We start from the raw sequence: 13491 nt of genomic DNA, 5'->3' as shown, positions 1-13491 counted from the left end.
TTATTATCCTAAAATATGATACCCAGAATCCACGTGAATATTCTCACCCGTTACACCGCTTGCTAAGTCACTAAATAAGAATAGCGCTGTGTTTCCAACTTCTTCTTGTGTGACATTACGGCGAAGTGGCGCGCGCTCTTCAATTTGTTTTAAAATGCTGTTAAAGTCTCCGACACCTTTTGCAGATAGTGTACGAATTGGGCCTGCTGATACTGAGTTTACACGAATATTATGTTGACCTAAGTCATTTGCTAAGTATCTTACACTTGCATCTAATGAAGCTTTTGCAACCCCCATTACGTTATAGTTAGCAACAACGCGTTCTCCGCCAAGGTATGTTAATGTGACAATACTTCCACCTTCTGTCATAAGTGGTTTCACAGCTTTGGCAACTGCTGTTAAAGAGAATGAACTAATATTTTGTGCAAGTAAGAATCCATCGCGAGATGTGTCAACAAATTCTCCTTTTAAATCATCGCGGTTCGCAAATGCGATGCAGTGTGCTAATCCGTGCACGACACCAACTTCTTCTTTAATTGTAGCAAAGCAGCGTGCGATATCTTCATCATTTGTTATATCACATGGTAAAACAAGTGACTTTTGACCGTCTAATGATTCCGCTAAGTCACGCACGTTTTTCTCTAAACGCTCACCAGCGTATGTAAAGATTAAGTTTGCTCCAGCGTTATGCAATGAACGAGCAATGCCCCACGCAATGCTTCGTTGGTTTGCAACACCCATTACAATAATATTTTTCCCTTGTAAGTTGAGAAGATTCATTTATTTATCCCCCTAAATCTATTTAATACAATCTGTTATTAGTACCTGGTAATATAATTATATCATATCACAAAATCTCAAGAAGACAAAATAAAAATTATTCAAAAACTAATTTCTTCTTTATTGAGTGGCCTTTTCCCCATTCCCACTCATTGTGAATTCTCACTAATCGAACTGTTACAGGCGTTCCTCCTTCTACTTCTCTTGAGGTAGGAGGAGATTCTTCTTTATAGGTTTGAAAATGAAATAAATCATTTGCAAATTATGTAAAATTCGCTAATATGATTATAAAGTACAACTTGAATCAATAGTGCGCTTCTTTAATCCTTATTGATTCAGACCTTTCAAATAGCTCTAACTTCTAGTTTCTATCTTCTTTGCTGATTTTTAAGACGCTACCTTAAAATCGCAAGAATAACGTCTTTTTGTATTACATGACATGCAATAGAAAGGACTACATACGGTGAAAGATCAGAATGCTCAATATCGAATCGATTATGTATTATTACTTATTTTATTGGCAATTGGGATTGTAAGTTGTTTTGCCATCGCAAGCGCTCAACCATCTTTACCACCGCTGTTACAAAATGTGAATTTTGTACTAAAACAAATTCAGTGGTATATCATTGGGATTATAGCTATTATCGCGATTATGATTATTGATTTTGATCGTTATAAACAAATTGCTTGGTATCTATATGGCTTCGCAATGATACTCCTGATCGGACTTGAGTTCAAAATTCCTGGTGCTGTTACGATTAAGGGGGCTACTGCTTGGTACAGATTACCTGGCCTTGGAAATTTTCAGCCTTCGGAAATTATGAAGTTATTTCTTATTATTGTGGTTGGACGAATTATTTCAAACCATAATGAAAAATATCCGTTCCACTCACCGCGTGAAGACATGATTTTGCTGGGGAAAATTTTTTCCGCAAGTTTACCACCTCTACTACTTATCGCGAAAGAACCTGACTTAGGCAATACGATGGTTATTTCAGCAATGCTTGCAGCGATGATTTTAGTTTCTGGTATACGCTGGCGCTTTATTATCGGTCTAGTAGCACTCGCTACTACTGCAGCAGCTACTTTAACATATATTTATTTTGAGCATACAGCCTTTTTTAAAGCACATATTTTAAAAGAATACCAATTAGATCGCTTCTATGGTTGGTTAGCTCCTTATGAATATGAAACGCAAGGATATCAATTACGCCAGGCACTGTTAGCTACCGGATCTGGTGAACTTTACGGAAAAGGATGGGCCAATAATCAAGTATATTTTCCAGAGCCGCATACCGATTTTATTTTTACTAATATTGCAGAACAATTTGGATTTTTAGGAGCAAGTTTCGTTATTTCTCTTTTTTTCTTGCTCATCTATCGAATGATACATATCGCATTAGAAAGCAATGATCCATTCGGCAGTTATCTATGTGCGGGAACAATTGGAATGTTTACATTCCAAGTATTCCAAAACATCGGAATGACAATTGGACTACTTCCCATTACTGGGATTACCCTTCCTCTTATGAGTTATGGCGGTAGTTCTTTGCTCACCTATATGATTGCAATTGGATTTATCTTAAATGTACGATCGCGAACAAAAATATTTATGTTTGATTAAGCCATATCTATTGTGGATATGGTTTTTCTTACTTTTCTTTAGGCATACTAATAAAAAAAGAAGAATGAGAGGTTATCGAATGAAATATGATATTATGGGAGACATTCATGGCTGTTTTCAAGAATTCAAAACATTAACAACGAAACTTGGATATAATTGGGATAGCGGTCTTCCGATTCATCCTGAAAAGCGACAACTCGCCTTTGTTGGGGATATTACCGACCGCGGTCCAGCATCATTACAGATGATTGAAATTGTATGGGAGCTTGTAATTAAGCAAAAACAAGCTTATTATGCACCAGGAAATCATTGCAATAAATTGTATCGATTCTTTCTTGGGCGTAATGTAACAATTGCGCATGGCTTAGAAACAACTGTTGCTGAATATAAAGCTCTATCCTCTAATGAGCAAGCAATCATAAAACATAAATTTATCGACCTATATGAACAATCTCCACTCTATCACATACTTGATAACAATCAATTGATTGTATGTCACGCTGGTATAAGGCAAGATTACATAGGGAGGGCAGATAAAAAGGTTCAAACTTTTGTTTTGTATGGTGATATTACAGGTGAAAAACATCCTGATGGCTCTCCCGTTCGTCGTGATTGGGCCCAAAATTATACAGGAAATGCTTGGATTGTATATGGGCATACGCCTGTTAAAGAACCTCGTTTTGTCAATCATACAGTAAATATTGATACGGGTGCGGTCTTTGGTGGAAAACTCACTGGACTTCGCTATCCTGAAATGGAAACGATTTCGGTTCCATCTTCCTTACCATTTGTTCCTGAAAAATTCCGCCCCATTTCATAAAACAAAACTTTAATCTGCATCCGACTCATTATGAATCTTCTTTCATGAATCGCTCTACTCCCATCTTACTTTCTCTCTATGTTTTGAGGTGGGAGTCTTACTAGAGATCCAATCAAATACATTTCTAACGCATTTCACCTTGTAAGAAAAAATAAGAAAGAAATTGAAAAGATGCGTTTTATTTTGCTTCTTTTTTCATTTATGTGGCATATACTGTCGCAGGAGGTGCCAAAATGAAGAAAAAATCTTCCAGACAAAAACAATCTTTCTTCCCCATGTATCACCCTAACTACGGTATGAATAATTGGTGTAGCATTCGTGCTGCCGCTTTAGAAGTTCTTGAAGGTAATCAAATGGCTGAAGAAAATGATACAAAGTTAGATCCAATCATCCAATATATCGCAAATCGAAAAGCAGAAAAATTCCAAAGAAAAAAAGAGCGTCTTTCTAAAAACAATTTATCTCATAATCATATTCAATGTACAAACAGAACAGAAAAAAGACGACAGCCCCCTAAATTACCACAGCCAGAAAATCTAGAATATATTACCAATCAGGTACAGAAGATAAAAAACTTGTTAAAACCAAATCCAGCCCATCCTGTGGAGAAACAAGATTCGAAAGAAAGAACAGCAACACAAAAATATGCCCATGCAGAAGGGCGACATACGAAAGCAGATGGCATTGCCTCACATGCTGAAGGGCTTCTTACACATGCAAGCAATGTCTTTGCACATGCTGAAGGTTCCAAAACAAAAGCAACTGGACATAGTTCACATAGTGAGGGAAGTGAAACGACAGCTAGCGGAAATTACGCACACGCGGAAGGAAAATATACGATTGCTTTAGGCGATGCTGCCCATGCAGAAGGGACAGCAACTGTAGCAGCTGGATTCTCTTCACATGCCGAAGGGCTCTATACATCGACAGCTCATTTTGCAGGTGCTCATATTATGGGGAAATTCGGCTCCGCAGAACAACCATATTCATGGTTCATCGCCAACGGTACTCACCATTCTATGCCTGGTTTAGGGGCAAAATGGCTCGCTCATAACGGCGAAATGTACATTGAAGGTGCCTCTTATAACGCGAGTGGAACAGACTATGCACAAATGTTTGAAACAGCCAATCAAAAAACAATTGATGTGGGATATTTCGTGACATTCGATACAGAAGAAAAAATCCGTAAAGCAAACGCTACAGATTCATTTATATTAGGGATCTCTAGCGCCACTCCTCTTATTATTGGTAATAGTGCTCCGTTAAGCTGGCATAGCCGCTATGTAACAGATGAATGGGGACAACGAAAATATGTAGGAGAAGAGAAAGAACCTATGATTCATGCGGAGTGGAACCCAAGTATAAAATACACACCGAGAAGAGAGAGACCAGAGTGGGTACCTGTCGGATTAATTGGACAAATATTAGTACGTGATGATGGTACTTGCCAAACACACGGATATTGCCGCCCAAATGATAACGGTATCGCTACAGCATCAACGAGCGGATATTTTGTTATGAAGCGTACAGGTCCAAACCAAATTTTAATATTATTTCGCTAAAAGCTGTCCTCTTCCATGAGGACAGCTTTTATCATTCCATATTGTTTTTTTACTATTCTCTCGCTAAAACAGTATGCATGTCTGTTGGTATATCTGCCGAAAATGACATTTCCTTCTCCAAAATCGGGTGATAAAAAGTCAACGATTTACTGTGAAGCGCTTGACGCTTTATTAAATCCAATTGCCCGCCGTATAAATCATCCCCTAATAATGGATGTCCAATATGTGCCATATGTACCCGAATTTGGTGCGTTCTACCGGTATCTAATTGCAATGCAACATGTGTTTTGTTAGAATAGCGTTTTCGCACTTGAAAATGTGTGACAGCCTTTTGACCATCTTCGCGTACCATCCGTTCAATAATACTATCGCTCTTTCTTCCAATTGGCGCATCAATCGTACCTGACTCATTCAACATCCTTCCGTGGACAACTGCTTCATATGTTCGTTTTACTTGTTTTTGTTGATGCTGTTTCGATAAGAGGTGATGGACAAATCGATTCTTCGCAATTAACATCAATCCTGAAGTATCACGGTCGAGCCTTGTTACAATATGCACTGTACTTGCAAGTTTCTGCGTATCATAATGATAAAGAAGTGCATTGGCGATACTACCTGTTGGATGTTCCCTTGACGGAATGGTTGACATGTACGGTTCTTTATTGATAACAAGAACCGCATCATCTTCGTATACAATCGACAGTGGAATCTTTTCAGCTACCATCCCTTCACTTCTTTCCTCTACCGGAAAAAAGATTTGCAATATTTCTCCTGTTTTTAATATGTGACGAACCGTTGCCTCTTCACCATTTACTTCAATCGCTCCGCCATGAAACTTTATGTCAGTTAAAGCGGCTTTAGAAATCCCTTTCGTTTTAACAAATTCTCGAATGAGAACTCCTTCTTCCGCTTCCGTTATATCCCATTTTAATGTAAATCTCTTCAAATAGATAAACCCTTTCTATTCATCCGTAACAAATGAATCACGAACTCGTTTCCAGAATGGGAACGGACGGAAACGAACAAATCGTACTTTCTCGTTTGCTACGCGATATTGGATTGATTTCACATCTTGGTGAACCATTGTTAAATGATCGATTGTAATTTGTAAATTCATTCCTACAGTCGGCTTTAAGACACATGTATGATGCTTTGGTAAAACAAGTGGAGAACCCACTGTACGAAAGACGCGATTATTAATCGATGCCATTTCCGCAATTTGAATCGCTTCAATAGACGGATGAATAATTGCCCCGCCCAGCGCTTTATTGTAAGCTGTGCTTCCTGAAGGAGTAGAGATACAAAGCCCGTCTCCTCTAAATGTTTCGAAATATTCCCCGCGAATTTCTACTTCCGTAACTAATGTACCTTCTGCCCTTTTTACAGTCGCTTCATTTAGAGCTAAATACTGTGATTCTTTCCCTCCATTCACATAGCGAATAATCACTTCTAAAAGCGGATATTCCACTACTTGAAATGGTGTTTTTGCAATCGCAATTACTAATTTCTCTACCTCTGTCGGTAGCCAATCCGCATAGAATCCTAAATGTCCAGTATGTACACCGACGAACGCTGTCTCACCTAAACGATGACAATAGCGATGAAATGCATATAAAAGCGTTCCATCTCCCCCAACAGAAATTACAATATCGGGTTCCTTTTCATCCATTGTAAATCCAAAATCAAGCAAATACTCTTTCATCGTACTCGCAAGTGCATTTGATGATTGATCTCCCTTTGACATAATTGTAAATTTCATTGCCCAACACCCTTTAATTTATGATTCAGATTCTTTCGCTTCTTGTTTCCTTGAAAAAATCTTTTGCGCTTCTTGAATTTCAAAGCGAATCGAAGACATTTCCTCGTCTAACAAAAACGCAGCTTCGGCTGCACGTTGCAAACGTACCTTTATATCTTCTGGGAAACGCCCGCTATATTTGTAATTTAAAGAATGCTCAATGGTTGCCCAGAAATTCATGGCTAACGTGCGAATTTGAATTTCAACCAGCACTTTCTTCTCTCCGCAAATGGTTTGAACAGGGTAACTAATGACAACATGATAAGAGCGATAACCGCTCTCTTTCTTCTGCGTGACATAATCTCGCTCTTCCACAATTTCAAAGTCATTGCGTTTGCGGAGATATTCCACAACTGGTTTGATTTCATCAACAAATTGACACATCATGCGCAGTCCCGCAATATCCTGCATCTCTTCTCTCAGTCGATTTAACGGAATTCCTCGTTTTTCTGCTTTATCAATAATACTTGCTACCGATTTTACCCTTCCTGTTACAAATTCAATTGGGGAATGCTCCGTTAGCATAGTAAACTGGGTTCGCATTCCTTTTAACTTTACTTTTAGCTCCGCCACCGCTTGATGGTAAGGAGCCAAAAATTCTTCCCAATTACGATTCATTTCAACCACCACCAAAGTCAATCCATTTCCTTATAGAAATACTTTCTCTACCGCTGACACAAGTTCTTCACCATAATTTGCATTACCTTCAATATTACGAATTAAATACTCCAACTCTTCTTTTAATTGTTCTAATTCAATCTCCATATCATTTACATGAACGAACATTTTCTTATCTTGTTGCATTGCTTCACGCATCGCTTCCCAGCATGTATGCGGAATGCTTACATATACGAAAGATGATTCATTTTCTAAAATATATAAAAATGATAAGTGATCTGAGTCTACAAGTACATGGTTACGTGCTGTTAATTCCTTTACTTCTATTTCAGTATTTTCTGCACAAAAAATAAGAGCATTCTCTCTTTCTTTTACGCTCTTAACTTGAATTTTATTTTGCATGCTTTAACTCCTCCATATCAACATCCTGTCTTACTCAACACTATTATTGTATCATAACATGGACGCAAACAAATAAAACATTGAACCAATTTTATGAAAAAGAGATAATGTCTAAAGGATGACTTTTATAAAGGAGCTTATCAAATGACACAAGAAATTGAAATTGAATTTAAAAATATGGTAACAAAAGAAGAATTTTCGGTATTATGTGATGCCTTTTCTATTCAAACATTTACAAAACAAGTCAATCATTATTTTGAAACACCTAACTTTGCTTTAAAGCAAGCGGGCTCCGCTCTTCGTATTCGTTATAAAAATGGCACTTATACACTTACTTTAAAACAACCAGCTCAAACAGGATTGCTTGAAACTCATCAATCTTTAACACAAGAAGAAGCAAAAACAATGCTCGAAACAAATCACCTCATTCCAGGGGCTGTATTAAAACAACTGCAAGCCTTACAAATCCCTGTTTCTTCTTTAACGTATATGGGAAGTTTAACAACAGAAAGAGCAGAAACCACTTTTAAAGGGGGGATACTTGTATTTGATCATAGTTTCTATTACAATCACGATGATTATGAACTTGAATACGAAGTACAAGACGAGCTAACTGGAAAGGTTGATTTTCTTCACTTGTTAAATCAATACAATATCCCTGTTCGGCATACAAAAAATAAAGTACAACGCTTTTTTCTTGCAAAACAAAGCGATGCACGCTAAATTGAAATTTCCAGCAGCGAATATGCTATGCTGCTGGAAATCCTATTAACTAGATTCCAAAGGACTCCCTGTCGTTTGGAAAAAAGAGTGATGCGTAATCACTTGCGTTTAAATTTATACACCTATTCAAGAAACATACAATAAGCAAGGGATTGGAGGAAAACTGTTTAGTTGCTCTTCGTAACAATCCATTGCTACAATAAATATACACTTGATGGAAAAAGGAGCTTATAAAGGATGAGCAAGCAACCGATGACACCATTTGAAGCGATTGGTAGTGAACAAGGCATTGCAACATTAGTCGATACATTTTATTCCTATGTTAGCAAACACCCTGACTTGTCTCCCATCTTCCCAGACGATTTAACAGAAACGGCGAGAAAACAGAAACAATTTTTAACACAATATTTAGGCGGTCCAAACTTATATACAGAAGAACACGGGCATCCGATGTTACGAGCGCGTCATCTCCCTTTTGAGATTACACCAAAGCGAGCGAAGGCCTGGTTATCATGTATGAAGCAAGCAATGGACGATACAGGCATACAAGGACCGATTCGAGAGTTTGTTTTTGAACGTTTAGCATTAACTGCACAACATATGGTCAACACTCCAGATGAAATAGGTGAAGCGTGATGGATAAACAAGAAGCAAAGCATATGCGTATGCCTTCTTCTTCCACTTGTGAACATAAATCTGTAGAAGCCTATTTGTTTGTTGATCCACTTTGCAAAGACTGCTGGGAAATCGAGTCAATTGTCATGAAACTATGTCTTGAATATGGAGGGTACTTTTCGATACGACATATATTAACTGGAAAAGTAGACGGAGCAACTCCCTCCTCACACAAATGGAATAAACCTGCTAATATTCGATTTGTGTGGGAAAAAACAACGAGCTTGCATGGATTTTCATGTGATGGAAAAGTTCATATGCAAGAGGCCGCATCTACACCATATTTAGCCTCGCTTGCCATTAAGGCAGCGGAGTTGCAAGGTCGAAAAGCAGGTTCGAGGTTTTTGCGAAAACTCCAGGAGTACATTTTTCTTGAAAATGTATTAAAGCCTGATGCAAACGTATTGCTAACATGCGCGAAACAAAGCGGGATTGATGCAGAAGAATTTCAAAAAGACTTACATTCTATTAGTGCAAAAAAAGCATTTCAATGCGATTTAAAATTTACAAATGAAATGCATATTACCGAGATTCCTTCTCTCGTATTTTTTCATGCAAATTCAGATGAAGAAGGCATCAAAATTGCCGGCATTTATTCTTATGATGTATATGTTCAGCTCTTAAAAGAACTTGTAAAATGTGAAATGGAACCAGTGCCATTACCACCACTAGAACGATTACTAGAAATGGTTCAGTTCATATCTTCTAAAGAACTTTCCTTTATTTATGAATGCTCGCAGCAAGAAATAGAACGGGAGCTAAAGAAATTATCTCTCAAAAGAAAAGTGCAAATGATTGAAATGAGATGTGTACGTTATTGGAAATGGATTAAAAAAGAAAAAGACCTGGTGTAAACACCAGGTCTTTTTCTTTACGGCTTATAAAAATATTAAAGGGGATGGGAGAAATTTTCACGTTCAAACAAAGGGGTATATGTTTGTATGTGAATTCGTTCACGTCTATTATATTACAAGATTCGACGTCAGATGACAAGCACTTTTGTCGAAATTCACACTTTTGTCACATTCTAAACGTTTTCATTACTGAATAAGCTATAGAAAAAGTAATTTAGGAGGTGTTTTTATGAAAAAAATCCATATTTTCCTACTTTTTTTCGGGATCATCATTTCTTTTTTCTTATACATTCTTTCTTTATTAGAAGCTTTTCCTAAAATGATTGCTCTCCCCCTTTTATTCGGGGTCATTCTCACAAATCTTTCTTATTTCAATTATAGGAAGCGATTTAAAGGTCTCTAATGCAAAAAGGCGAGAGTCCTCACTCTCGCCTTTTTGCATTCACTATTATTTCTTTTCAAATAATAAAGCTTCTAACTCATTTAACTTCTCTTCAAATACTTGTAATGCTTCTTTAACAGGCTCTGGTGATGTCATATCTACCCCTGCTTTTTTCAATACCTCGATTGGATAATCGGAGCTTCCAGCTTTTAAGAATTCATTAATATAGCGCTCTACTGCTGGCTTTCCTTCTTCTAAAATCTGTTTCGATAAAGCAGTCGCTGCACTAAATCCTGTTGCATATTGGTATACGTAGTAATTGTAATAGAAATGCGGGATACGGGACCATTCTAATCCAATTTCTTTATCAATTACTACGGCATCTCCAAAGTATGTTTTATTTAAGTCATAGTAAATTTCAGTTAACATATCTGGTGTTACTGCATGACCTTCTTGTACCTTTTGATGGATGATATGTTCAAATTCCGCAAACATCGTTTGACGGAATACTGTTCCGCGGAATCCTTCTAAATAATGATTTAATAAATATAAACGCTCTTTTTTATCTTCTGTTGTTTTTAACAGATAGTCATTAAGAAGCGCTTCATTACATGTAGAAGCAACTTCAGCCACAAAGATGGAATAATCTCCATACACGTGCGGTTGTGTTTTTCTTGTATAGTAACTATGCACAGAATGACCAAATTCATGCGCTAATGTAAATAAGTTATTTACATTATCATGCCAGTTCATTAAGATATATGGGTTTGTTCCATATGCTCCAGATGAATAAGCTCCGCTACGCTTCCCTTTATTTTCGTATACATCTACCCAGCGATTTTCATATGCTTCTTTTAAAATGTCAACATATTCGTCACCAAGAACATGTAACGATTTTAATAAAATCTCTTGTGCTTCTTCATATTTCACATTCATTTTCACTTCTGGTACAAGAGGAGTGTATAAGTCGTACATATGTAATTCATCGAGTTTTAATGCACGTTTACGAATATCAATGTAACGGTGTAATAAATGTAAATGATTGTGTACGGTTTCGATAAGTTGATCATATACCGTTTCCGGAATATGATTGTTACTTAATGCTGCTTGACGTGCAGAATCATATTTGCGTACGCGAGCATTGAAGTTATTGCGTTTTACCGCACCACTTAAAGTACTCGCAAATGTATTTTTAAATTTCCCGTACGTTTCATACACAGCATGAAAAGCATCATGGCGCACGCGACGATCATCACTCTCTAAAAATTGAATATAGCGACCATGCGTAACTTCTACTTCCTCTCCATTCTCATCTTTAATCGATGGAAATTTTAAATCCGCATTATTCAACATCCCAAATGTATTACTTGAAGAACTCATGACTTCAGCCGCTTCTGCCAGCAATGATTCTTCAGCCTCAGATAATACGTGAGGACGCTGACGTGTAATCTCTTCTAATGCATGTTCATACACGCGTAATTCTTTATTTTCCTGTAAGAACGACTGTAACAGTTCTTGTGAAATCTTTAAAATTTCAGGCACGATGTATGCTGTGCTACTGGAAACTTGTGAGTATAAGTTCATCGCACGATCGTTGAGTGCTTGATAAGTAGAATTGGTTGTATCTTGATCGTAACGCATATGTGCATATGTATATAATTTTCCTAACCGCATAGAAATTTCATCTTCATATTGTAATGCTGCTAATAAGGACTCGGCAGAATCACCAAGCTTACCCTTAAACTCATTTAACTTCGGTAATAGCTCTTTTATGGCTTGAAATTCTTTTTCCCACGCTTCATCCGTTTGAAAGATATCTTCTAAACGCCACGTATTTTTTTCTTCAATTTCACTGCGATCTGGTAATACTTTTCCTGCATTTTGTTCCGACATGAATAGACCCTCCTTCTAAACTCTTTACTTAATTTCGATGATTCTTATGTAATTCCTTCTGGGTACCCTTTTATTATATCCTTTTTTCTATTTCACATGTTATACTTTGCTTCAAATAGCGATATGGCATGTGCTAGACAAATCGTATCATATTCTTTTATTTCCTTCTCTGTTTTTAATATCGTAATTCCTTTTACTTTTCGATACTTATACTTATCTACTTTTTCAATTATTCCAGCGCTACATAAAAAATCCATATACTCTATAATAGCTAATTTCCATACATGTTGCGGAAAATACGGTAAGATTCGTCTTTTCAAGTTACGCTTGTTACTTACATAAGAAAATACAGCATGTAAGGAAAAATAGTCTCCACGCTTAAAATTCTCCATAAAGTCTAGACAAAGAAACGCTTGCCATATAAAGGGCGATGTTTGAAATGAAAAAGCAGATGGGAGCGGAACTCCAATTTCAGAGGGAAAAATAGATGGAGAAATTTTCAGTTGATAGAACATACGAAGCAATGCTTTCTGATGACCATTCCAAATGGGTAGAGCGTGCATGCGAAAGTAGTTCTTTTTATTTTGCCATACTCTTTCTAACACGCCTTTTGGAAAAGGAATTTGCTGAAAAATATTTTCAAATGTACTTGTTCGTATAGAAAAAGGAATGATATGTGCAAAATGAATATTCGTAGAGAATGGGATCAAAAATATACACTTTTGGAATATTTTTTTATCGGGGCAAAAAAATAAGAGATATGGTTGAGGATAAGATTGAATACAAAAAGCATGAAAAGAAGATATAGAAGTCCAATACGTAGCATTTCTGTTCAATTGGTTACCGCCTAATATCCAAATGATTTGTATGCCTGCTTTCTGATACGCATATGTTCGCTTTTGTAATTGATTTGCCGAAATGGACGTGCACTGATATTCAATCGCCAGTCTTCTCCCATTCCTCTCTATTAAAATATCTGGTCTCTGACGAATTTCCGGGAGATACTTCTCAATTTCGGCGCAGAACTTTTGCGATATGATCCATCTATATAACTGTTCTTTCCCCCTCATATGATAATTTGATTCAGGTTCTGCTGAGCCTATGCACTGCTCGATATTTTTATGAGCGAAATGCCAAACTTTTTGATTCCCTAATTTTAATTGTACTTCTTTTCCGCAAGCTGGACAAAAAAAACGTTCCTTTTCTCGTAATATAAGCAATTTTTTCTTATCTTGATGATAGAGAAGGTGGATTGTTTCACCGTTTTCTCGCTTCGCCACAAACAATAGCGCCACATCCTTTCTACATTTCGTTACATTCTGCAACATACGTCCTCATTCCTGTCTACCTTAAAGAAAAA

Annotated in this window: 13 protein-coding genes; 6 read left to right on the top strand and 7 right to left on the bottom strand. The window is 37.0% G+C overall.

Annotated elements, in window-relative coordinates:
* Positions 1-3 precede the first annotated feature (3 nt).
* Positions 4-780 (bottom strand): enoyl-ACP reductase FabI, encoded by a 777-nt coding sequence (gene fabI / locus BCER98_RS05055; RefSeq protein WP_011984007.1) that lies wholly within the window; start codon positions 778-780, stop codon positions 4-6.
* A gap of 463 nt (positions 781-1243) precedes the next feature.
* Between fabI and BCER98_RS05050 the strand changes: the two genes are divergently transcribed.
* The 3 genes from BCER98_RS05050 (at position 1244) to BCER98_RS05040 (ending at position 4786) form a co-directional block, all read left to right on the top strand.
* Complete coding sequence (locus BCER98_RS05050) at positions 1244-2404, top strand: FtsW/RodA/SpoVE family cell cycle protein (RefSeq protein ID WP_011984006.1); 1161 nt, start codon at positions 1244-1246, stop codon at positions 2402-2404.
* 79 nt (positions 2405-2483) lie between these two features.
* A complete protein-coding gene (prpE, locus tag BCER98_RS05045) occupies positions 2484-3224 on the top strand; it encodes a bis(5'-nucleosyl)-tetraphosphatase PrpE (protein WP_011984005.1) in 741 nt (246 codons plus the stop codon).
* A gap of 233 nt (positions 3225-3457) precedes the next feature.
* On the top strand, positions 3458-4786 hold the full coding sequence (locus BCER98_RS05040) for a peptidase G2 autoproteolytic cleavage domain-containing protein (RefSeq protein WP_011984004.1): 1329 nt from the start codon (positions 3458-3460) through the stop codon (positions 4784-4786).
* Positions 4787-4838: 52 nt separating this feature from the next.
* Here BCER98_RS05040 and BCER98_RS05035 read toward each other — a convergent pair whose 3' ends face one another.
* From BCER98_RS05035 to BCER98_RS05020, 4 genes are read right to left on the bottom strand one after another with little or no spacing between them, the layout of a single operon-like run.
* A complete protein-coding gene (locus BCER98_RS05035) occupies positions 4839-5732 on the bottom strand; it encodes an RluA family pseudouridine synthase (RefSeq protein ID WP_011984003.1) in 894 nt (297 codons plus the stop codon).
* A gap of 15 nt (positions 5733-5747) precedes the next feature.
* Positions 5748-6545 (bottom strand): NAD kinase, encoded by a 798-nt coding sequence (locus tag BCER98_RS05030; RefSeq protein ID WP_011984002.1) that lies wholly within the window; start codon positions 6543-6545, stop codon positions 5748-5750.
* An 18-nt stretch (positions 6546-6563) separates the two neighbouring features.
* Entirely contained in the window at positions 6564-7202 is a 639-nt protein-coding gene (locus tag BCER98_RS05025; RefSeq protein ID WP_011984001.1) for a GTP pyrophosphokinase, read from the bottom strand.
* A gap of 30 nt (positions 7203-7232) precedes the next feature.
* Positions 7233-7604 (bottom strand): UPF0738 family protein, encoded by a 372-nt coding sequence (locus BCER98_RS05020; protein WP_011984000.1) that lies wholly within the window; start codon positions 7602-7604, stop codon positions 7233-7235.
* Positions 7605-7748: 144 nt separating this feature from the next.
* Here BCER98_RS05020 and BCER98_RS05015 point away from each other — a divergent pair, with 144 nt between their 5' ends.
* The 3 genes from BCER98_RS05015 (at position 7749) to BCER98_RS05005 (ending at position 9856) form a co-directional block, all read left to right on the top strand.
* A complete protein-coding gene (locus tag BCER98_RS05015) occupies positions 7749-8327 on the top strand; it encodes a CYTH domain-containing protein (protein ID WP_011983999.1) in 579 nt (192 codons plus the stop codon).
* 237 nt (positions 8328-8564) lie between these two features.
* Positions 8565-8963 (top strand): globin domain-containing protein, encoded by a 399-nt coding sequence (locus BCER98_RS05010; RefSeq protein ID WP_011983998.1) that lies wholly within the window; start codon positions 8565-8567, stop codon positions 8961-8963.
* Positions 8963-9856, top strand: a complete 894-nt coding sequence (locus BCER98_RS05005; RefSeq protein WP_011983997.1) for a ClpXP adapter SpxH family protein — start codon at positions 8963-8965, stop codon at positions 9854-9856. Before BCER98_RS05010 ends, BCER98_RS05005 begins: the two co-directional genes overlap by 1 nt.
* A gap of 448 nt (positions 9857-10304) precedes the next feature.
* Here the strand turns inward: BCER98_RS05005 and pepF are convergent, their stop codons facing one another.
* Together pepF and BCER98_RS04995 are read right to left on the bottom strand one after the other, a co-directional pair.
* Positions 10305-12131 carry an oligoendopeptidase F gene (gene pepF / locus BCER98_RS05000; RefSeq protein ID WP_011983996.1) on the bottom strand — a complete coding sequence of 609 codons (1827 nt, stop codon included), beginning with the start codon at positions 12129-12131 and terminating at the stop codon, positions 10305-10307.
* Positions 12132-12223: 92 nt separating this feature from the next.
* On the bottom strand, positions 12224-13426 hold the full coding sequence (locus BCER98_RS04995; protein ID WP_109090165.1) for a competence protein CoiA: 1203 nt from the start codon (positions 13424-13426) through the stop codon (positions 12224-12226).
* Between the last annotated feature and the right edge of the window lie 65 nt (positions 13427-13491).

It is taken from the genome of Bacillus cytotoxicus NVH 391-98, assembly GCF_000017425.1.
In the GTDB taxonomy this organism is placed as follows: domain Bacteria; phylum Bacillota; class Bacilli; order Bacillales; family Bacillaceae_G; genus Bacillus_A; species Bacillus_A cytotoxicus.
The sequence above is the reverse complement of the archived record's forward strand: the minus strand, read 5'-3'. Positions and strand labels throughout refer to the sequence as shown.